This is a genomic window from Phormidium sp. CCY1219 (assembly GCF_035615515.1).
In the GTDB taxonomy this organism is placed as follows: domain Bacteria; phylum Cyanobacteriota; class Cyanobacteriia; order Cyanobacteriales; family Laspinemataceae; genus CCY1219.
In genome coordinates, this window is record NZ_JAJENT010000718.1 from 1 (window position 1) to 21,444 (window position 21,444).

The window sequence follows — 21,444 nt, forward strand, 5'->3', positions numbered from 1 at the left end:
TGCAACATTCCTCCGCACATCATATCGGTAAGCGATTGAAATCGCGCCTTGGCAATCCAAGTCCGCCTATGCGGACTAATTCTTTTTGCAACATTCCTCCGCACATCATATCGGTAAGCGATTGAAATCGCGTCTTGGCAATCCAAGTCCGCCTATGCGGACTCATTCTTTTTGCAACATTCCTCCGCACATCATATCAGTCGTCTTTAGAAGATTTCAGCTATAAGGCGGGGACTCAAAGTCCCCGCCTTTAAATGCCTATCCGATACCTCCAAGGTGGATTTAACTTCTCAAATTCACCTGGAATTTTTTGACCAAGGCATCGCGGACTTTTTGATGCACCGGGTCTACATCCTTGTCCTTGAGGGTGCGATCGGCTTCGCGATAGACCAGTCGGAACGCTAAACTGCGCTGACCTTCCGGCACATTTTGCCCGCGATATTCATCGAACAATTCCACCGATTCTAATATAGCACCGCCGGCTTTAATCATCACTTTTTCCAAGTCAGCAACCGGAACCTCGATGGGGGCGAAGAACGCCAAATCGCGATCGGATGCCGGATAAGTAGAATAGGAGTGGAAGGTGCGATCGCGCGTTGCTTGCCCCAATCCTTGAACCAGGGGTGTTAAATCCATTTGGAACACATACACCGCATCGGGCAATTCCCGTTTTTGGCGCAGTTGCGGATGAAGCTGTCCGAAAACGCCGATTTGTCGGTCTTGGAACCAGAGAGAGGCGGTACGTCCCGGATGTAACATCTCCGGGAAGATATCTTTGGCTGGGGTATATTCCACCGTGAGGCGCAACCGTTCGAAGGCATTTTGCAGGATACCTTTTGCTTCGTACCAGGTTATCGGTTGTTCCCGTCCGCTGCGGATCCAGCGTCCGCGTGTGGGGTCGCCGCCGATAATGCCGGCGATCGCTTCTTTTTCCTGCAATCCTGCGGAATCCTTCCAGAACACGCGACCGATTTCAAACCCATTGAGCGCGCCATTGCCCTGTTCTAAATTAAACGCAAACGCATCCACCATGCCCGAGAGCATTTCGGTTCGCAGGGCAGAATATTCCGTAAATAGCGGATTAGAAAGAGCGATTTGAGACTCATGTTCTGCCTTGAGCAAGGAATAGTGCATCAATTCGGTCAACCCGGCACCTCGCAAGGCGTTTCGCAGTTGCCGTTGTGCGGACACTTCCGGGGAGAGTTCGCCGGCAGCACTTTGAGTGGGGAGGGTTTCGCAGAAGCGATCGTAACCGTAGAGACGGGCGATTTCTTCGATTAAATCGATTTCCCGTTCCAAGTCGCGGGCGCGATAGGGGGGCACTTTCACATCCCAGCGTTCCCCTGGGTCGATCGCGGTTACGTCACATCCCAACGCCGTCAGGATGCGTTCGATATCGGATCGAAGCAATTCACCGGTGCCCTCTTTCACCGGACCGAGCACGCGGTTGACCCGATCGCGACGCAGGGCGATGGTATGCACCGTACCGCCGGGGCGCAATTCTTCCGGGCGGCGATCGGCGAACTCTTGAAACACCGGTACGCCGCCGGCCAATTCGCAAATCAGGGCGATCGCGCGCTGACAGGCGGTTTCTAACCCCGCATAGTTGACGCCACGTTCGTAACGCGCCGAGGACTCGGTACGTAACCCTTGCGCCCGGGCCGATCGCCGAATTGCTGGCGGATCGAACAGGGCCGCTTCTAAAATCAAATTTTGGGTATTGTCGTGGACTTCGGTTTCTTCGCCACCCATCACCCCGCCGATCGCCACTGGTTTATTGTTGGCGGTTATCAGCAGATTTTGCGGTTGCAGGGTGCGATTTTGACCGTCTAAGGTTTTGAACCGTTCTGCAGCTTCAGCGAAACGAACGCCAATGGTTAACGATTCGCCACCGGCGAGTGATTGTAAGCGATCGCGATCGAAAGCGTGCAGGGGTTGTCCCCATTCGAGTAAAATGTAGTTGGTAATATCCACCACATTATTAATCGGGCGGACGCCGGCAGCTTCCAGGCGCTGCTGCAACCACTGGGGGGAAGGGGCGATCGTCACCCCTTGGATTTCGGTGGCGATATACCCGGGACAAGCTTTTGGCTCTTGCAGGTTTAACGCCAGACCTTTGCCACCGGCTTGCACCGACACCGGATCGGTGGCGGGCAAGCGCAAGGGTGCGCCCGTCAGCGCCGCCACTTCTCGCGCCACCCCCACCATACTCAAGGCATCGGCTCGATTTGCCGTAGAGGTCAAGTCCAAAATGACGTCATCGAGACCCAACAAGGGGCGAACGTCTGCGCCGATTTCGACTTTCTCGGGGTCAAAAATATAAATGCCCTCGGAGTCTTTTTCCAAACCCAATTCGGCGAGGGAGCAAATCATACCTTCAGAGGGAACGCCGCGCAATTTGGTTTTTTTGATTTTCAAATCGATCGCGGCGAGATAGGTGCCTGTTGTGGCTACTGGCACGTACATATTCGATCTTGCATTGGGAGCGCCACAGACGATGTTTAGGGGCTTGTCTCGGCCCACATCGACTTTGCAAACGCTCAATTTATCGGCGTTGGGGTGTGGTTCGCGTTCGATCGCAAGTCCCACCACGACGCCATCAGCCCATGTCCGCCGGTCTTCGATGTCTTCGACTTCAAATCCTGCCATCGTCAGCGTATGAGCTAACTCTTCTGGGGACATGGTGATGTCTACCAGTTCCCGCAACCAGTTGAGAGAAATCCGCATTGATGTGGACGCCTAAAAAATAAGTCAGCAAAAATAAGTCAGCCTAACTTATTTTACTTGCTGTTGGGCGCGATGGGAATTCTTCTGGTGGAGATTGGGGAACCGCCGCAATGGCGTTTGGCGGAAATGGCGGGGTTGGGGGCGCGCCACGGCGAGCTTAAAAGAGGCCGCGTTTGCCGTTGGGTTTGACGGTAAGCCAGTTGGTGCGGGCCATTGCGAGCTGGCGATCGCTGACTTTCGCGCCGGTTAGATTTGCGCCGCACAGATTGGCTCCCCGGAGATTGGCTTGGGAGAGGGAGGCTAAGCGCAGATCTGCGCCGCGCAAATCGGCGCGCTCTAAATTGGCATTGACGAAATAGACTTTGCTCAAGTTGGCATCGCGCAGGTTGGCGCGCACTAAGCTGGCGCGACCGAAGTTGGCGTTAAAGAGATTGGAGCCTTGCAGGTTGATGTCATCGAGGGTGGCGTCGTAAAAGTTGGCTCCGGCTAAATGGGCTTTGGCCAAGTTTAAGCCGACTAAATCGCAGTCGGCAAAGTCTTTTCTGCCTTTGCCATAGGCGAGTCGCACCCCATTGGCATCTAAGGTTTCTCCACTGCCCGCCGCCGAACCGCCACCGGCGAGGGTTTGGGTGCGAAATCGGGTGGCGGAAGTGGGGGCGGCGCTCAAGCCTTCGGTCATGTCGCGGGAGTTTTTCAGTTGGGTGGCTTTTTGTTTTTTGTTGGCTTTGCGGGCGCGAATCAGTTGGGCTTCGCGCACGGCGGGGGGCAACCAGGCGGTATTGGTGTTTCCTAATTGGGTTTCTTCTTCGGTTGGCGCTTCCCTGGTTTTGCTTTGGGAGACCATTCCTTGGGCGAGACTGTCGCGATGTTCTTCTACGTCGAGGGCGCGCAGGACCTCTTCGGCGGATTGGTAGCGATCGCGCACGGAAGCGGCGAGCATTTTCCCGAGCACTTCGGCAAAACTGTCGCTGATGTAGCAGAGGTGCTGACGCCACAGGATTTCGGAGGTCATGGGGTCGTAGCCCATGCGTTTGGGCGATCGCCCGGTGAGGAGATAAAGGCAAGTGGCTCCAATGGCGTAAATGTCGCTGGCATAAACCGGTCGCAGGGCCATCTGTTCTTGGGGGGCAAAGCCGGGGGTACCAATGGCGAAGGAGGTAAAGGCGGTTTCGCCGGTGGATTGGGGATTGACAATGGCGGTTTGGCTGACGCGATCTTTGACTGCGCCAAAGTCAATCAATACCAGTTTGTCGTCTACGTCTCGGCAAATGATGTTGGCGGGCTTGATGTCCCGGTGAATCACTTCATTTTCATGCAGGTATTTCACCAAGGGCAAAATGGCATAGAGAAATTGCTTGACGGCATATTCGGTGAATGGACCATTGCGCTTGACTTGTTGTTTTAAGGTTTGGCCGCTGATATATTCTTGTACTAAATAAAATTGCCGATCGCCTTCAAAGTAATCGAGCAATCTGGGCACTTGCGGATGGTTGCCGATTTTGCCCAGGGTTTTGGCTTCGCGCGCGAATAGTTGCCGCGCCATTTCAAGCACGTGCGGGGCGGTGGAGGCGGGACGCAGTTGCTTGATGACGCAGATGGGTTTTCCCGGTAAAGGCTCGTCTACAGCTACGAAGGTCGCACCAAACCCTCCTTGACCCAAAGCTTTGAGCGGGCGATAGCGATCGCGCAACAGTAACTTTGAGCCACAGGTTTGACACCTGACAGCGCGGTCGGGATTTTCGGGATGAGAACAGGCGGGATTGACGCAGTAGCTCATTAAACTTCACCTGAATAATAATGTAATGTTTTCGCCGTAAAAGAGCGATGTTTACTTTATGGTTGTAGATGCTACACCTCTTTTTGCTTACAGGATAACAATTCCGGCAGAATTGAGTTATCTCTACCTTAGATAATTTCCAGAGGATTTTTCAATTCGGATGCGGGTCTTTTTTTGAAAGTATTGTCAAAATTGCCCGGTTTTGTTTAAAGAGTTGGTAAATGCCGCATCACACGATCGCGATCGCGGCTTTCGTTTCCTCTAAGATCAGGATTCCCCAATTTACAAGTCTATAAACACCTCCGGTCATCTGTTGCAGTTCTTCCGATGTCCGAAAAAGTTCTGTTCGGTTTTGCCGGCGTCACTGGGGAATTTGCCGGATTTTCCCCTTGCGAAGAATCGGAAGTTAACGCCTATCTTACCTGGGTGAGATACGGCGCGGGTGATGTTCTGGCGGGCAATTGGATTCCCATGTGCCGCCTCTATCCCCATCATCCGAGAACCCCCCTTTCACCATGACGCTATCAGTGTAGCTTAGGCAATTCCCTCAATGTGGCGTGGGAATTCCTCAGCCTCGGATTGAGTTCACTTAAGTTATCACCCCTCCTCTTTTTTCACTTAAGCGCGAAATTGTAGGGAAATTGTAGGGAAATTGTAGGGAAATTGTAGGGAAATTGTAGGGTGGGCAATGCCCACCCTACGGTATTTTACCTCTAAGGGAATTAAAAAGGAAGAATAGCTCACTTAAACCCGAACCCGATGCAGGAGATGAATATCGGCATGGTTAGGGTTAGAAAATGCGGTTCTGGGGTCAGTTAGTTCTTGCCCGGGCCAACTTCGCGCCCGGACACCAAGCGCAACTATCATCGAGTTTTTTGTTGGATTTCGCGCAAGCCGAGTCCACCCATCGTTCGCCGGTTAGGGGACAGACAAAGGTTTTCGGCGCGATCGCCACAGAATTGGCACTCGGTAACTCCACCACCGGGGCATTGCCCGAGGAGGGTTTGCCCACGGCGGGGGCAACAACCTCGGTTGCACGGGAGTGAATTAACCTCATGCGGTTCCACCGATGCCTGGTGGTTGGATGCCTCAATAAAGGCGTTCCCATCTCGCTCCTCACATCACTTAAATAACAAAAGAGACTGGCAATTCCCCTCAGAATGGTTCTCAGTCTCCAGATTCGTTTAAACCTTCTAGATTCAAAAACCTGTGACCGGATAAAATAGATTTGCTCCTGTTGTAGAGAATTTCAACCGTGTGGTTTGAGGTGCCGATATGGATGCATCCAAACCTCTACAATAGTGAAGAAGTCCACGACGAACCGCAAGCGATGTCAGGCATCAGCCCCGAACCGGCCACCAAACCCCCCAACCTCGATCGCGCCCTGAAGCATTTTTTTGGCTATGACAGCTTTCGCCCGGGGCAGCGCGAGATTATTGCCTCAGCCCTCAAACAGCAGGATTTATTGATTGTCATGCCCACCGGGGGCGGCAAGTCCCTGTGCTTTCAGCTTCCCGCCCTGCTCAAACCCGGGGTGACGGTGGTGGTATCGCCCCTGATCGCGTTGATGCAAGACCAAGTAGAAGCCCTGCGAAATAATGGCATCGGGGCCACCTTTCTCAATAGCACCCTTTCGTTGCAAGAGATGCGTAAGCGCGAACAAGCGATCGTCCAAGGCAAAATCAAACTGCTCTACGTCGCCCCAGAACGCTTGCTGAGTCCCCGCTTTGAGCCACTCCTCCAGATTTTGTACTACCAAGTCGGCATCAATGCATTCGCGATCGACGAGGCCCACTGCGTCTCGGAGTGGGGTCACGACTTTCGCCCGGAATATCGTCAACTGCAACTGCTGCGCCACCGCTGCCCCGATGTGCCGATGATGGCCCTCACCGCCACCGCCACTCAGCGGGTTCGTCAAGACATTATCGAACAACTGGCTCTCAAAGACGCCAAAGTCCATATCGCTAGCTTCAATCGTCCCAATCTTTACTATGACGTGCTGCCCAAAGACCGAGGATCCTATCCCAAACTGCTCCGGTTAATTCGCCAAAGTAACGGTTCCGGAATCATCTACTGTCTCTCGCGTCGTCAAGTGGATGAACTCGCCTTTCGACTGCAGCGCGATGGCATCGACGCCCTCCCCTATCATGCCGGGATGAGCGACGAAGAACGCAGTGTGAATCAAACCCGATTTATCCGCGATGACGTGCCGATTATCGTGGCGACGATTGCCTTTGGCATGGGGATTAACAAACCCGACGTGCGCTTTGTGGTTCATTACAATTTACCCCGCAACATCGAAAGTTACTATCAAGAATCCGGACGGGCGGGACGAGACGGAGAACCGGCGCAGTGTACCTTATTTTTTAGCTATGGTGATTTAAAAACTATCGAATATATTATCGACAAAAAAGCCGACCCTGCCGAACAGCGGATTGCTCGTCAGCAGTTGCGCCAAATGGTGAATTATGCCGAAGGAACCGACTGTCGCCGGACGATTCAATTGGGGTATTTTGGGGAACGATTTGCGGGAAATTGTGCCAATTGCGACAATTGCAAAAATCCCCAACCTACGGAAGATTGGACTATTGAGGCGATGAAGTTTCTCTCTTGCGTGGCGCGGTGTAAAGAACGGTTTGGGATGAATTATATTATCGACGTGCTGCGCGGGTCGAAAAGTCAAAAAGTGTTGCGCTACGGACACGATCGCCTCTCCACTTATGGCATCGGCACGGATAAAACGAAAGATGAGTGGAAAATGCTGGGCCGATCGCTGATTCACCAAGGATTGCTCGCCGAAACCACGGATGGATTTTCCGTACTCAAGCTCAATTCCGCAAGCTGGGAGGTGATGCGAAAACAGCGATCGGTTCAGATTGCAGTACGGCGAAAAGAATCCACTCTCAGCATGGACCAACGGGCGAGCAAAATGGCGGAAGTGGAAATGCTGTTAATGATGTTGCGAAAACTTCGCAAGGAAATTGCCGACGAGCAATCCGTCGCCCCTTATATGATTTTTCAAGATTCCACCTTGAAATTAATGGCACATCAGCGCCCGCAAACCCTCTCCGAATTTAGCGAAATATCCGGGGTGGTGGATTATAAAGTGGAGCAATACGGCGATCGTTTTGTGGAAGCGATTCAATCCTATTGCGAGCAACAAGGATGGTCGCGATCGCCAGACGCCAGGGAAGCACAAACCGAGGATTCCGAACCGGTAGAGGCACTGTTCGAGCAATTGCGAATCCTGCGCCGCGAAATTGCCGACGAACGTGCCATTGCCGCTTTTCTGGTATTTCCCAATTCTACCTTAAGGCAGATGGCGCAACAGCGTCCGCAAACGTTAGCACAATTGAGTCAAATATCTGGGGTTGGGAAGCAAAAATTGGCCGACTATGGCGATCTCTTTCTGGCAGAAATTCAAGCCTTTTGTCAAGCCAACGATTTATCCGCCGCGATCGCACCACCCGATGCCGATATTCGCACCGAACCTTCCTACACCCAATTACAAACCCTGGAATTACATCAGCAAGGGATGAGCGTGGCGGAAATTGCCGAAACTCGCAACATTCGCCCCAGAACGATTATCCGTCACCTTTCCGAACTGATTGAAATGAACCAACCGGTGGATCTCGATCGCCTGGTTTCACCGGAACGTCAGGGGCAAATCTGGAAAGCCCTGCAAGTTATCGGCGATCGCAAATTGACTCCCCTGCGCGAGTATCTCGGCGAAAGCTACAGTTTCGATGAAATTAATCTGGTGCGGGGACTCTGGCGACGGGAAGTGGAAGAATTGGACTTTTAAGCGCTCAAACCAAAGCAACCGTCGCCTGGGTGACGCCCCCGAGTCAATCAGGGGAACTGATGCCAAATCGCATGGGGGCGCTTTCGCAGTGGAAGAGGTGGGGGTGCATCCCCAGGCTTTCGCCTAGGGATGAGATTATTACCACAAGTCAATCAAATTGTCAAGCCTTGAGCGGCGTGGTGGGACAAGAAACATTCGTGCCCCCCAAACCACAGTAGCCGCCTGGGTTTTTGGCGAGATACTGCTGATGGTAGCCTTCCGCGTAGTAGAATTCCGGCGCGTCGAGAATTTCCGTGGTAATTTCCCCGTAGCCGGCGGCGCTGAGGGCCTCTTGGTAGGCATTTTTCGAGGCGATCGCCAATTCTTTTTGGGCGTCGGAATAGGTGTAAATCCCGGACCGATATTGGGTGCCGGTGTCATTCCCTTGGCGCATTCCTTGGGTGGGGTTGTGGTTTTCCCAGAAGAGTTTCAGCAATTGTTCGTAACTGATAACCTTCGGGTCATACACCACGCGAACCACTTCATTGTGACCGGTCATCCCGGTGCAGACTTCTTGATAGGTGGGATTGGGGGTGTATCCGGCGGCGTAACCCACTGCAGTGACGAAAACGCCGTTTTCCTGCCAGAATTTGCGTTCTGCGCCCCAGAAGCACCCCATGCCAAATATTGCCATTTCCATCCCGTCGGGATAGGGGGGTTTCAGGGGATGCCCGTTGACGTAATGATGGGCGGGAACGGGCATGGGTTCTGCCCTTCCGGGTAAGGCGTCCTCGGGTTTGGGCAAGGAGAGCTTTTTGCCAAATCCAAATAGTACCATTAAGGTTAACTCCGTGTTGTGAACGACAATCTTAATCTTTCTTCATCTTATGTAATCTTTATTGGGTTGCGATCGCGGTTTCAATCTCTCGGATGGGGAAATTATGATCCATGAGCAGTTTCCAGTTGTTTACTCAACCCTTGCTAGTTCGGCGTTGGTGTCGCAAGTCCTACCCCAGTATGAAATTGCTTCAGTGACCCGGTGCCAATTTTGGCATCGGGGACTCAGCGATGTGTATCTGGTGGAAACCGAACGACACCCATACATTTTACGAGTGTCTCATCACCACTGGCGATCGAAGTCGCAAATTAACTTCGAACTGGAATTGCTGGATTTTTTGCACCAGCGTCAGTTAAGCGTCGCTTATCCCCTGCGAACTAACGAGGGGTTATTGTCGGTGGACATTCCTGCGCCGGAGGGGTGGCGGTATGCGGCCCTGTTTCCCTACGCCCCGGGAACTGTGGCGGTGGGGGATTTGAATGTCACTCAAAGTCACCTGCTGGGAACAACGGTGGCGCAGATCCATCAAGCGGCGCAAGCGTTTCGCTGCGAGTCTCATCGCCCACCGCTGACGTTAGAGTATTTGCTGGACGACTCTTTTGCAGCGATCGCCCCTTTTTTGACCCACCGACCTCCGGATTTGAAGTTTTTGCACGAGGCGATCGGTCAAATCAAATCTCAGCTCTACGATTTTCCCACAGAACCGCCCTATTGGGGTATCTGTTGGGGCGATCCCCATAGCGGTAACGCTCATTTCACCCACACCGGCGAATTGACTTTATTCGATTTCGACCAATGCGGTTATGGTTGGCGCATCTTTGATATTGCCAAGTTTTGGCAAGTCTCCCTCGCTACCGGGTTAAGCAGAAAGGTGCGCGAAGCGTTTCTCAATGGATATCAAACCCTCGCCCCCCTCACGGATACAGAACTCGCCGCTTTACAACCCCTCACCCAAACCGCTCACATTTGGCACTGGGCCATTAATCTTCATCATGCCCGGGTTTACGATTATAGCCGTTTGGACGACAGTTATTTTAACTATCGCCTTCAGCAGTTAAAGCGTTTGAAATCTTACGATTGGCAATTGTTTTAACCGGGTCTAATTTGACAGGCGAATTTCCTCCGAGTGGGCCATACCCCCCGACTAAAATTGTGGTAAAAAGCAAATTTTTTCAGTCGTCTTTAGACGACTTCAGCGATGAGGCGGGGACTTTTAGTCCCCGCCTTTCTTCTACCCAAAATTTAAAAATTCCGGCTTCACCAACATAATTCCGCCAAAGAAAAGCATTAACGTTCCCGCCGTCAGCTTCAGAATTCTGCCTTGATTTTCCGTCAGTCTAGTAGACTTAAACGAGTAAATAAAGTTAAACAAAATGGCCCAAAGCGGGATAATGTAAATTATCGCATACAACGCCGTCCAAAATCCATAACACAGCCAAGCATTCTCCCCACAGTATTTCACCAAACTGGTCAGGTAAACCGTGGGCAGAATGGCGGTGCAACCCAGTTCGATGAGATTCACGAAAATGGCCAGAACAACCGTTGCCCCTAATGCGGCAAAAAACATTCGTTTAGACCGGGCGGTTTGCAGGTTTCTGACGATAGTGCCGGCTCTCTTCGTCACCGCCACCTTTTGCTCCTGGGACAGGGAGAGGGAGAACTTAGAATTAAAGGTGAAATAGTCTTTAATATTAATCGCTCCTACTCCGATTAAAATGGCTCCCAAAATCCAGAAAAATATCTGCTCGTAGCGGGCGATAACCACCGACCCAATCAGGGTCATCATCATAATAAAGAGAAAGTACATGACCGCCGAAGTGATGATAAAAGTCGAGCCAATTAAGGTCATGTCCTGGCGGCGTTTGGTATGAGTCAGCAAAGACAGCAGAATAATCAGAACCGTAAAGGCACAGGGGTTAAAGCCATCGGCGATCGCAATTGCCGAAACGAACAAGGGAAAAGGCAGCGAGCGGGCAAACTGTTGAATCGCGGTCTCTGGAGTAACGGCAATAAAACCGAAAAAACTCACCAACCCGGTGGCCATCAATCCGCCGATCCAATATCTAGCAATTTGAGGATTGTTGCGCTTTTGCTGCTGATATTTCATCGCCGGATATGTGGCCAGATATAAAAGGGGAATTCCTAAAAATTTCCAGCCGGCTTTTCCGGGCTGTGCTTTGTCGGAAACTCCTCCGGATTTGGAAACATTTTCGGCGCGATTTTCGTCTTCGGGAAGTTGGATAGATTCGCCCAGTTCTTCTTCAATCGCGCGAACGATTTGATTGCGGTATCCGATATAACCCCGATAAACGGAATTGTATTCTAATGGGCCATTTTCTTCCGCGTAGCCGATGAAACTTTTCTCGCCGATAAAGGTGCGCGGGACTGCGCCGGAATTAATTTGACGTTCGGCGAGGAATTCTTCCCATTGATCCGGTGACTCGCTGACTTCAAAGGAGTGCAACCGAACGGCTTCGTTATGTTCGTCGATGTAGTTCATCAGCGGTTTTTGTTTGGCGCAGTGCGGGCAAGTTTTGCTGTGGAAGAAATACACATCCAACCCCGGACTGTCTGGGGTTGCGCCTGAAGGTAAACCCAACAACAATACCAAACAGGCGATCGCGATCGCTAAAATAACGTGAAAGCTTTTTTTCATCATCTTTGTTCTCCTTTTCTCGGAGTTAAGGCGCAAGTTCTTTCCTCCTCCAAGGTAATGTAGTTGAAGGAAAATGGCAGTGGTGTGTTTCGCCCACCGAAAACCTTCCCCGATGGCAGGATTTTCCATTGAATTTGCGCGCCAAATTTCCCCCCGAGACAGATCGCCCGCAGTCCTATTCCTTCTGTGGCGGCGATCGCGCTCTCCAGAACCCTGGCCACAAGTTATCGGTGATTTTGAGAATCATTCTAACGAAAATTCCTTGTCAATGTCTGCTTTTTTTGTAAAAATTTACAATTTGCAACCCTTCGCAATCTGGTGGCGAAAAAATTCTCATCTGCAACACCGGGGAGGGGTGGGGAGAGAATTCAAAACTTGGGGAGAACATCTTTCTTTTTACCGATGCAGGCGATTTTCATCTATGCTTGCTTAAATGAGAGAAGCAAATCATTCCTCAACTGGGACAATGAAACATATCAAACGCATTTCAGATACGATATGGGAAATTCCCGTCTCCTACAAGCAAGGGATGCAGGTTCCGGCGCGAATTTACGGCACGGAACAAATCATCCAAGAGATGGACGAGGCGGTGAGCGATCAAGTCACCAATGTTGCCACACTTCCGGGACTGGCGAAGTATGCCTTTTGTATGCCTGACGGGCACTTTGGCTATGGTTTTCCGATTGGCGGCGTGGCGGCGATGGATATCGATCGCGGCGGGGTCATTTCTCCGGGAGGAATCGGATTTGATATCAACTGCGGAATGCGCTTAGTGGTGACGAACCTAACAGAAAAAGAGGTGAAACCCTACATCGAGCAAATCGTGGACAAACTCTACGAACGGGTACCCGCCGGGGTGGGAAGCAAAGGATTTGTAAAAATCTCCCGGGATGAATTTCGCACCGTAGTGGAGAAAGGGGCGCAGTGGTGCGTTCGCAATGGATACGGTTGGGAAGAAGATTTAGAAATGACCGAAGAACGGGGGTGCATTGAAGGAGCGGATGCGGCAAAAATTAGCGATAAAGCTATCGATCGCGGGTTCAATCAAATCGGCACTCTCGGGTCGGGGAATCACTATTTAGAAGTACAAGTTGCCCGCCCGGAAAACATATTTGACAAAGAATTAGCCGAAGGATTTGGGATTACCATTCCCAACCAAGTGGTGATTATGTTTCACTGCGGAAGTCGCGGATTTGGCCATCAAGTGGCAACCGATTATTTGCAGGTATTTCTCAAAGTCATGGAAAGCAAGTACGGGATTAAAATTCGCGATCGCGAATTGGCTTGTGCCCCGTTTACTTCCCCGGAGGGACAAGATTATTTTTCCGCGATGAAATGCGGCTTAAATATGTCCTTTGCCAATCGACAGGTAATTTTGCACCGGATTCGGGAAGTATTTTCCGAAGTATTTGGGCGATCGCCGCAAGACTTGGGAATGCATCAAGTGTACGATGTTTCCCATAACACGGCCAAATTAGAGCGTCATGTGGTAGATGGAGAAGAGCGCAACCTGCTCGTCCATCGCAAAGGTTCTACCCGTGCCTTTGGTCCGGGGATGGAAGGCATTCCGGACGCCTACAAAAACCTGGGACAACCGGTGATTCTCGGGGGAAGTATGGAGACCGGATCCTATTTATTAGCCGGACTTTCTACCGGGGCGCAAACCTTTTTCAGTACCGCGCATGGAAGCGGTCGCACCATGAGTCGCACCAAGGCGCGCAAACGCTGGCGGGGGGAACAATTGCAAAAAGAAATGCAAGCCAAAGGCATTTACGTCCGCACCACCTCTTGGCGCGGTTTAGCAGAAGAAGCCGGCGGAGCTTATAAAGATGTAGATGCGGTGGTAGAAGCCACCGAAAAAGCAGGATTGAGCAAGGGAGTGGTGCGCTTGATTCCGATTGGAAATGTGAAGGGGTAAATCATGGAAGTTCGCACGCCAATTACGGTGATTACCGGTCCGTTGGGCAGCGGAAAAACTACCCTGCTGCGTCATATTTTAGATTCGGTTTCGGGAAAAATAGCGATTTTGATGAATGAATTCGGAGAAATCGCGATCGACAGTCAAATTATTGAAGGAAAAAATATCCGCATGACCGAACTCGGTGGCGGTTGCGTTTGTTGTTCCCTGGCGGGGGAATTTGAAGCGGCGGTAAATGAAATTATCGAGACCATCAAACCGGATGCGATCGTGCTGGAAACCACCGGGGTCGCCGAACCGGATGCGTTGGTTTTTGATATCCAAGAAGAGCTGACTTCCGTGCGTCTCGATGGGGTGGTGAGTGCGATCGATGCTGATGGATTGGTGAAATATCCGCAAATCGGTCACACCACCCGAATGCAAATCGAAGGGGCGGATTTGATATTGTTAAATAAGGTGGATTTGGTGACCGAACCGCAGCGCCGGGAACTGGAAGCCAAACTACAGGAAATTAACGATGTGGCACCTATCATCCCCACGGAACGCTGTCAGGTGGATCCGAATTTGCTGTTTGGCATCGATCGCAATCGCATTCAACCGCCGCCCCATCACGTTCATCAACCGGAATTCGATTCGTTTAGTTACCGTGGCGAAGCGGTTTTTAATCGCCAATGTTTTGCAGAATTTGCCGATCGCTTGGATAGGGAGGTGTATCGCGCCAAAGGGTTTATCCAGTTTCCCGAGGGCACTTTTTTGTTTAATTTCGTGGCGGGACGCTGGGAACTGGAGCCATTTAGTCCGCAAGGGACGCAATTGGTATTTATTGGCAAACAACTGCGCGATCGCCAAACTGAAATTATCCACCGTTTAACCGCTTGCGAGCAATCGTCTATGTCCTACGAATTTTTAGAAGAAATGGCCACGGCGGATATCGCCTTTCGCGCCGTGGGCGAGGATTTAGAGTCCCTGTTTAAATCTGCATGGAATGCCACAATGAACGCGATGATCGAAAATTTGCAGGCGATTTCACCGCAGGAGACCCGGAGTTTTTCCCTGGAGAATGAGGCGCTGGATATGTTGCTGTTTAATTTTCTGCAAGAGCTGATTTATTATAAGGATAGCGAGCAATTGTTGTTGCGACCGCAACAGGTGAAAATTGAAGAAAATGCGGGAGGCTATCATCTGCAGGCGGTGACTGCTGGCGAAACCCTGGACCGCGATCGCCACGAACAGCGCGTGGATGTGAAGGCGGTAACGTTACACCAATTTGAAGTGAAAAAAACCGATACCGGTTGGATGGCAATTGCGATTTTGGATATTTAGTCGCAGGGGTCGCGGGTCTCGGGCGTGGGGTCTCGGGGTTGCAAATCTTTCGCGATCGGCAAGCAATTCGCCACAGAAACCCGGTTTCTGACCCCTTGTGGGTGGGTCGGGCTTCTCTCAAAGGACACCGACGCCCTGGGGGCTTTTTTGGCGGGATGTGACGGCGATCGCAACATCGGACAACCTGCGTCACAGAGGATTCCTCCGCAAATCACTACAAATCGACAGCGCGATCGCAGCTTAAATGAGGCGGATATCACAGCGTTTTTTCTAAAAGAAGGGAACAATAAGAATAAGAAGGCAACCCACGATATCTGGGACAATCCCGATCCAGTTGACATAGTGGCACAACCGAGTCACTAACGAAGATATTCGACTTCCTAAACTAAAACTATAGAGTTCAGCGCCAAACCCATGAAAACCAGTATTTACCTGAGCAAAGTTAACCCGACCCAGAGAACCGCTTTGTTTGAAAATCCCAAACCGGCGGCGAAGGAAATTATCGAAACTCCCTATTCAGACATTCTCAGTCGCATTCTGCAATACATTAAGTAGTTCATCGTTTTTATTATCTACACCCTTGAATACCCCGCATTTCCCCTCCTCCCGCTGACGGGACGAGGGGAATTTTATCGTGCAGTTATCGGCAATTTGTCTGCTTATTGCGCCACGGCGATCGCGATTTTTCCCGTCACGTGACCGGTTTCGCTGCGGGCGTGGGCGGCGGGTATTTCATTCAGGGGATAAGTAGCGGCGATCGTGGTTTTTACGCGCTCTGATTCAATCAGTTGTTTGAGATAAGCTAAATCCTGACCGTTGGGTTTCACGAGGATAAATTTAGCCGATTTACCTGGAAAAATAGAGGTCAACGCAGTTTGAAATAGATTCCCCGGCGTCGGTAAAGTGGTGACATAAACGCCCGAGGATTCTAATCGATTTTTACAGTTTAAAAACGATTGATTGGCCACCACATCGAAAATAATATCGTAGCGGACATTTTCTTGGGTAAAATCTTGCTGGGTATAGTCGATAACCCGGTCAGCGCCTAACGCGCGCACCAATTCCAGATTTGCAGTGCTACAGACCCCGGTTACTTCCGCTTCCATTACCTTTGCTAGTTGCACCGCAAAGGTGCCAACACCGCCGGAAGCGCCGTTAATTAGCACTTTGTATCCGGGTTGGATGCCCCCGCAGTCGCGTAAGCCTTGCAGGGCTGTTAATCCCGCTAGGGGAACCGTTGCGGCTTCTTCGTCGGTCATGTTGTGCGGTTTGTAACAGGCGAGGTTTTCGGGAACTGCGGCATATTCGGCATAAGCCCCCCCGATCGCGCCATTGAGTTGGGCGTAGATTGTATCGCCTTGTTGAAATTGCGTGACATTTTCGCCCACTTCTCGCACTTCTCCGCACAGGTCAAATCCCAACACCATCGGAAACTTGTTTCTGGTGAGAAATTTGAGCATTCCTTTGCGGATTTTCCAATCCACGGGATTGACGCTACTGGCCCGAATTTTTACCAATAATTGGTCAGGGTTGATGGCGGGTTGGGGCATGTCTGCGTACTGCAGTACCTCCGGGGAACCATATTGATGGATAACCATTGCTTTCATTCGGTTTATTCCTCCTGGGTGGTCTGGTTTTTAGTTTTAACAGATTTGAGAGCGATCGCCGATAGGTGCTTTATGGCGATCGCGAGACAAATATATTCCCAAGCAGACAGAAAAGCACCAGTTCAAAAAGTTCGTGGGGGTCTTTTGTGGTGCCATTGGCCCCGAGTTGGCGCGCTTCGCTTTTATGCTGGGCAAGAATGGCGCGATCGTAAATGATATAAGGCATGTAAAAGCCCGCTTGGCGCATCCGTTGTAGCAAGGTATAACCGGCTGTTTCGTCGGGAGGACGCTCTAAATCGGAGATAATGGCGTGATATTGATGGAATTTAAGTTTTTCGATCGCCTCTTCCGTATCGCGACAAAAACTAAATTGAATGCCCAAGGATTCAAAGCATTTTTTTTCATAGAAATTTTCTTCTAGGCGATCGTCTACCCACAGCACTCGTTTGGTGACTAATTGTTCGGTGATTTGCGGATGAGAGGCGCGATCGATAGTTTCGGCAATGTCGTGGGCTTCGTCTTCTACCTCCGTGGGCGGTGGAAAGTCCGGAAGAGGGAGTTTTTTTTGCGCCGATGCTGCCCCTAAAAAAGCCGCCGCTTCGATTTTTCTTTTCACCGTAGCTTCCACCCCTGTCGGTCCGGCTTTTAAGGTAAATTCGCTGACGTTTTTCATTATTCTTTTAATCGAATCGCCAAAATAGACTACGACAAAAACGGCGACTAAAGGCCAGCCGATGGCTTGCAGCAATATAGCGATCGCTTCGATTGTCTGGGTTAACTGCTCATCGGTCATATTTGACACCCCGGTTTAAACTGAGTGAAACTGGAAGAAATCTGGGGGCGAAATCACTTCACCCCCAACTGTCATTTTACCTATGAAACTGTCACGCCTTCGATTTCTTCATCGGCGCGATCGTACAAGGCGCGCAGTTTTTCTAACTTCTCTTCATCGGGAGTCCAAAATCCTCTTCCCTGGGCTTCCAACAAGCGCCCGATAATATTGCGAAAGGCTTCCGGATTTGCTTTTCGCAATTTGTCGGCCATTGCTGGGTCTAAAGCGTAGGTATCCGAGGCTTGGTCGTACACCCAAGAATCTTTAAACTCCACGGTTCCTCCCCATCCCATTAATGCGGTCATCCGTTGGGAGATTTCATACGCGCCTCCCGACCCTTGATTGGCCATTGCTTCTGCCCATTTGGGATTGAGCAATTTGCTGCGATATTCTAAGCGCAAAAGGTCTTCTAATCGACGGGGTGTGGTATCCTTAGAAAAGCTTTCTATAAAGCTGGCGCTTACTTTTTTGCCGCTTTGTTTTTCGGCGGCTCGTTTTAACGCCCCGGTATTGGCATAATATTCTTGAATGTCGGTTAAGCCGTATTCTACGGAGTCGATTTCTTGGACAATGCGATCGCTGGTTTTTAACAACTGTTGGAGTACCTCCGGACGGGCTTTGCCTTTATCCTGACGTCCGAAACTAAACCCATTGCGACTTTCCCAAGTTTCTGCTAATTCATCCCCCGATTCCCAATTACTATCCACTACGCGATCGTTCACCAAAGACCCAAAATCCCCCGCCGGATTAGAAAATAACCGCGCCGAAGCATTTTCCACACCCTGCGCTTTTAATTCTAAGACATGTTTGCGGATAAAATTCTCCGCTTCCGGTTCATTGGCGTCTGCTGCGCGCTGAAATAAATCGTCGAGCAGTTCGATAATATTGACAAAACTATCGCGGAAAATTCCCGATAAATTGGCCAACACATCGATGCGGGGATGGCCAACTTCGGCCAAGGGTTGTAATTCATAGCGCACGATGCGACCCGTGCCTTCTTTCAGCGGTTTTGCGCCGACTAATTCTAGCACAATTCCCAAGGATTCGCCGCGCGTTTTAATCGCATCCAATCCCCACAACATGACCGCAACGGTTTCTGGATATTTGCCGCTTTCGGCTAAGTTTTGGGCGATAATTTTTTGGGCAATTTCTCGCCCGCGCTCGTATGCGCCGGGAGAGGGCATCCGATAGGGGTCTAAGGCGTGAATATTGCGCCCGGTGGGCAATACGCCGGGGCCATCGCGCAATAAATCACCGCCGGGAGCGGGGGGAATGTATTCGCCATTTAATCCGCGCAAAAGGTTGTTCATTTCATCGGAAGTTTGCATCAGCAATTCGGAAATTCGCAACACTTCCTCGCCGCTTTCGCCCAGAGAATTGAGGACTGTTTTGCCATTATCGGTGGCGATCGCATCTACCACTTCTGCGGGAAAGTCTCCCTCGAAATAGGCATCGAGATACGCCTTTAAAGCTTCAGCTTTGGGCGCTTCTCCAAGGGTATGCAATCCAGCGGAAAACAATCGCTGTTCTAGCACTTGTAAATAGTCGTAAATTTTGATAAAATAGGCGTTTAACACCTCTGGGCTAAACATACGTGCGGTTTCTGAGGTAAAGTCTAGTCCGAGTTTTTTCGCGTCTTCTAAGGGACAATCGGAGGCTAAACCGCTATCGACAATTTTGGTGGCGATCGCCTCTCGCAGTGCCGCATTTTTCTGCGGGTCTTCGCGATATTCGGCGATTAAATCGCGCAGGGCAATCAGTTCTTTATATAATCCGGCGCGACCATAAGGCGGCACGTTATGGGAAATTAATACCCCATAACCGCGACGCTTGGCTAACATCGATTCCGAGGGATTATTGGCCGCATAGAGATAAAGATTGGGCAAATCACCTAACAGAATATCCGGCCAAGAATAGCCGGTATTGCCTAACGGCGATCCGGGCAACCATTCCACGGTGCCGTGCATTCCAAAGTGAACGATCGCGTGAGGTTGATATTCATTTTGCAGCCATTTGTAAAAGGCAGCATACTGCGGATGCGGGGTCATATCCCGTTCGAACATCAACCGCATCGGGTCGCCAGAAATGCCCAGTGGCGGTTGCACGCCAATCCAAACATTTCCCAGTTGAATTCCGCCGATATGATAGTTGTCGCCATAGGTTTTCAGACCCGTTCCGGAGAGGGATTTCCATTGTTTTTCTATACGGTGCGCGCGCAGATATCCCAACCATTTATACAGGGTTTTGACGGTGACGAACCCTTCGCCATCTGTACCCTGGGTCAGGGTGGGATTTTCGTCTGCTTCTTTCACCCGCCGGATCGCTTCTTCCCCCTCTTCGGGTAACTCGCCTACGGTATAACCCCGCTCTTTTAAGGCGTGCAGAAACTGGAGCAAACTGCGGGGCACGTTGAGTAAGGCGGCGGTTCCGGTTGCGCCATAACCGGGGGGAAATCCGTATAAAATAACGGCTAATTTGCGATCGCGCGTGGGGGTGCGCCGCAGTTCGATCCAGCGCTGAATCCGCCCGGTTAACCGTTTGACTCGTTCGGGAATAATATAGATATCTTCGCCGACTAAACCGCCGAGGGGTACGGTATCGATCGCGCCGTCGAGTTCGGGCAAGGCATACAAAACCACACTTTGCAATCCGCCAATCCCCTGGCGCGTCCAAGAATGGATATCCTGAATCAGCAGGGGGGCGGCGATGATATAGGGTATATTTTTGGCGGTGAGAATCCGCTTCGCCACGTCCACCTGACGCCCTGCTTCCATCGAACCTGCCGGCCCGCCAACGAGGGGGAACCCAATGGTAGAGGCGATCGCATCCACTTCTACCGCCTCTTCCGACAAGGAGGGAAGTTCGATATTTCCGCGTTCTCGCTGCCCGGTTTCATATGCCGTGGTCATCCAGTCGCGCACCGCTACATGACCTTCTACCCCATTAATAAATATCGGTAATGGAATCAATCCCGCTGCTTCAAACTGGCGAATCAGTTGCGGAATATAAGGCTGTTTGGTAATCACATGTTTGCGATACAGTAAAATTCCCACCACGGGAGTAGCGGAAGATGCGCCGTTGCGCGTCTGAAAAATTGGCGCGGTTTTTTCCCGCCGATACCATTCTAAATACTCGCGCGCAGAGGCAAAATATCCCCGATAATCGGGATGCAGTAATCCCATATTTGGGGTTTCTATTGGGGGCGGAATTTCGCCTACTTTTAATCCCAGATATTTTTCCGCTAAAGTCCAACACATGGCGGCAACGTTTTCCGCCCCGCCGGCATTCCAGTACCCGTAAACGATTAACCAGTTGCGGAGGTCTTGCACTTTCCCTACCGGGACAAATTTGAGCAGTTTCGGTCCGGTTTTCAGGAAACTAATATAGCCGGCGAGTTTATCTTCTTCTTTGGTATTGGAAAATTTGCTGAGGATAAATTTAATGGGTTTCGGCATTCCTTTGGGTTTTTCACCAAAGGCAAATTTGCCCAGTTTTGTGAGGCTCATCAATTCCAGCGCCGACTCGAAAACCAGACGAATGGGAATGTTTTGCACTCGATCGCGCAACCACAGCACTCGATCGTAGTCGAAGATGAGACTGGCGAAAAATACGTCAGCGCCTTGTAGGGCGGTTTCCACCGCTTCCGGGTCCCCGGTGAGGTCGCGATCGCTAAACACGCGAACCTCCAACTCGCCACACCGAGAACTCGCCAACTGCGCCGCTTTCCGGTACAAGTCGGCGTTAAAGGATTCAAATCCAGCAATGAGAACGATGCGTTTCATATTCCCCACTTGTTTGCTAGCTTGCTGCTGCGATCGTAGCAGAAATTTTGGGTTTTGGTCCCTGGACAATTCTGTTATAATCAAAACTGTGGTCAACTTTCTTGCAGGTCCATGAGTTTAATTGCTGCCAAACGCTTTACGATTGATGAGTATCATCGCTTAATCGATTTGGGGTTTTTCCAGGAGGGCGATCGCATCGA

General features: G+C 50.9%; 15 protein-coding genes. 7 read left to right on the top strand and 8 right to left on the bottom strand.

Going from position 1 to position 21,444, the window contains the following annotated elements; genetic code table 11:
- Positions 1–282 precede the first annotated feature (282 nt).
- Together pheT and LKK83_RS21395 are read right to left on the bottom strand one after the other, a co-directional pair.
- Positions 283–2,727 (bottom strand): phenylalanine--tRNA ligase subunit beta, encoded by a 2,445-nt coding sequence (gene pheT / locus LKK83_RS21390; protein ID WP_324633363.1) that lies wholly within the window; start codon positions 2,725–2,727, stop codon positions 283–285.
- Positions 2,728–2,884: 157 nt separating this feature from the next.
- Entirely contained in the window at positions 2,885–4,504 is a 1,620-nt protein-coding gene (locus LKK83_RS21395; protein ID WP_324633364.1) for a serine/threonine-protein kinase, read from the bottom strand.
- 327 nt (positions 4,505–4,831) lie between these two features.
- On the opposite strand from LKK83_RS21395, the gene LKK83_RS21400 reads away from it, so the two are divergent.
- Entirely contained in the window at positions 4,832–5,023 is a 192-nt protein-coding gene (locus tag LKK83_RS21400; protein WP_324633365.1) for a hypothetical protein, read from the top strand.
- 292 nt (positions 5,024–5,315) lie between these two features.
- Here LKK83_RS21400 and LKK83_RS21405 read toward each other — a convergent pair whose 3' ends face one another.
- Positions 5,316–5,561, bottom strand: a complete 246-nt coding sequence (locus LKK83_RS21405; RefSeq protein WP_324633366.1) for a hypothetical protein — start codon at positions 5,559–5,561, stop codon at positions 5,316–5,318.
- Positions 5,562–5,834: 273 nt separating this feature from the next.
- On the opposite strand from LKK83_RS21405, the gene recQ reads away from it, so the two are divergent.
- Positions 5,835–8,309, top strand: coding sequence for a DNA helicase RecQ (gene recQ / locus LKK83_RS21410; RefSeq protein WP_324633377.1), 2,475 nt, complete (start codon positions 5,835–5,837; stop codon positions 8,307–8,309).
- Positions 8,310–8,469: 160 nt separating this feature from the next.
- Here the strand turns inward: recQ and msrA are convergent, their stop codons facing one another.
- A complete protein-coding gene (gene msrA / locus LKK83_RS21415) occupies positions 8,470–9,126 on the bottom strand; it encodes a peptide-methionine (S)-S-oxide reductase MsrA (RefSeq protein ID WP_324633367.1) in 657 nt (218 codons plus the stop codon).
- A 193-nt stretch (positions 9,127–9,319) separates the two neighbouring features.
- Here msrA and LKK83_RS21420 point away from each other — a divergent pair, with 193 nt between their 5' ends.
- Positions 9,320–10,219, top strand: a complete 900-nt coding sequence (locus LKK83_RS21420) for a phosphotransferase (protein WP_324633368.1) — start codon at positions 9,320–9,322, stop codon at positions 10,217–10,219.
- A gap of 138 nt (positions 10,220–10,357) precedes the next feature.
- Here LKK83_RS21420 and LKK83_RS21425 read toward each other — a convergent pair whose 3' ends face one another.
- Positions 10,358–11,785: a glutaredoxin family protein gene (locus tag LKK83_RS21425; RefSeq protein ID WP_324633369.1), complete on the bottom strand. Its 1,428-nt coding sequence runs from the start codon at positions 11,783–11,785 to the stop codon at positions 10,358–10,360.
- A 463-nt stretch (positions 11,786–12,248) separates the two neighbouring features.
- Here LKK83_RS21425 and LKK83_RS21430 point away from each other — a divergent pair, with 463 nt between their 5' ends.
- Genes LKK83_RS21430 through LKK83_RS21445 form a run of 4 tightly spaced genes read left to right on the top strand, consistent with a single transcriptional unit; the run spans position 12,249 to position 15,578 of the window.
- Positions 12,249–13,700 carry an RtcB family protein gene (locus LKK83_RS21430; RefSeq protein WP_324633370.1) on the top strand — a complete coding sequence of 484 codons (1,452 nt, stop codon included), beginning with the start codon at positions 12,249–12,251 and terminating at the stop codon, positions 13,698–13,700.
- A gap of 3 nt (positions 13,701–13,703) precedes the next feature.
- Positions 13,704–15,023 (top strand): archease, encoded by a 1,320-nt coding sequence (locus tag LKK83_RS21435; RefSeq protein WP_324633371.1) that lies wholly within the window; start codon positions 13,704–13,706, stop codon positions 15,021–15,023.
- A 24-nt stretch (positions 15,024–15,047) separates the two neighbouring features.
- Positions 15,048–15,386, top strand: a complete 339-nt coding sequence (locus LKK83_RS21440; RefSeq protein ID WP_324633372.1) for a hypothetical protein — start codon at positions 15,048–15,050, stop codon at positions 15,384–15,386.
- A 51-nt stretch (positions 15,387–15,437) separates the two neighbouring features.
- On the top strand, positions 15,438–15,578 hold the full coding sequence (locus tag LKK83_RS21445) for a hypothetical protein (protein ID WP_324633373.1): 141 nt from the start codon (positions 15,438–15,440) through the stop codon (positions 15,576–15,578).
- A 104-nt stretch (positions 15,579–15,682) separates the two neighbouring features.
- Here the strand turns inward: LKK83_RS21445 and LKK83_RS21450 are convergent, their stop codons facing one another.
- The 3 genes from LKK83_RS21450 to bchH all read right to left on the bottom strand — a co-directional run bounded on the left by LKK83_RS21450 (position 15,683) and on the right by bchH (position 21,244).
- Positions 15,683–16,630: an NAD(P)-dependent alcohol dehydrogenase gene (locus LKK83_RS21450; protein WP_324633374.1), complete on the bottom strand. Its 948-nt coding sequence runs from the start codon at positions 16,628–16,630 to the stop codon at positions 15,683–15,685.
- Positions 16,631–16,700: 70 nt separating this feature from the next.
- The gene (locus LKK83_RS21455) at positions 16,701–17,423 is read right to left on the bottom strand and encodes a response regulator (protein ID WP_324633375.1); all 723 of its coding nucleotides are present in this window, start codon (positions 17,421–17,423) and stop codon (positions 16,701–16,703) included.
- A gap of 80 nt (positions 17,424–17,503) precedes the next feature.
- Positions 17,504–21,244 (bottom strand): magnesium chelatase subunit H, encoded by a 3,741-nt coding sequence (gene bchH / locus LKK83_RS21460; protein WP_324633376.1) that lies wholly within the window; start codon positions 21,242–21,244, stop codon positions 17,504–17,506.
- Between the last annotated feature and the right edge of the window lie 200 nt (positions 21,245–21,444).

Coding starts and splice junctions, on each gene's coding strand:
- bchH (WP_324633376.1), bottom strand. CDS start 21,244: ATGAAACGCATCGTTCTCATTGCTGGATTTGAATCCTTTAACGCCGAC.
- LKK83_RS21435 (WP_324633371.1), top strand. CDS start 13,704: ATGGAAGTTCGCACGCCAATTACGGTGATTACCGGTCCGTTGGGCAGC.
- LKK83_RS21425 (WP_324633369.1), bottom strand. CDS start 11,785: ATGATGAAAAAAAGCTTTCACGTTATTTTAGCGATCGCGATCGCCTGT.
- LKK83_RS21430 (WP_324633370.1), top strand. CDS start 12,249: ATGAAACATATCAAACGCATTTCAGATACGATATGGGAAATTCCCGTC.
- LKK83_RS21455 (WP_324633375.1), bottom strand. CDS start 17,423: ATGACCGATGAGCAGTTAACCCAGACAATCGAAGCGATCGCTATATTG.
- LKK83_RS21405 (WP_324633366.1), bottom strand. CDS start 5,561: ATGAGGTTAATTCACTCCCGTGCAACCGAGGTTGTTGCCCCCGCCGTG.
- LKK83_RS21400 (WP_324633365.1), top strand. CDS start 4,832: ATGTCCGAAAAAGTTCTGTTCGGTTTTGCCGGCGTCACTGGGGAATTT.
- recQ (WP_324633377.1), top strand. CDS start 5,835: ATGTCAGGCATCAGCCCCGAACCGGCCACCAAACCCCCCAACCTCGAT.
- pheT (WP_324633363.1), bottom strand. CDS start 2,727: ATGCGGATTTCTCTCAACTGGTTGCGGGAACTGGTAGACATCACCATG.
- LKK83_RS21395 (WP_324633364.1), bottom strand. CDS start 4,504: ATGAGCTACTGCGTCAATCCCGCCTGTTCTCATCCCGAAAATCCCGAC.
- LKK83_RS21445 (WP_324633373.1), top strand. CDS start 15,438: ATGAAAACCAGTATTTACCTGAGCAAAGTTAACCCGACCCAGAGAACC.
- msrA (WP_324633367.1), bottom strand. CDS start 9,126: ATGGTACTATTTGGATTTGGCAAAAAGCTCTCCTTGCCCAAACCCGAG.
- LKK83_RS21450 (WP_324633374.1), bottom strand. CDS start 16,630: ATGAAAGCAATGGTTATCCATCAATATGGTTCCCCGGAGGTACTGCAG.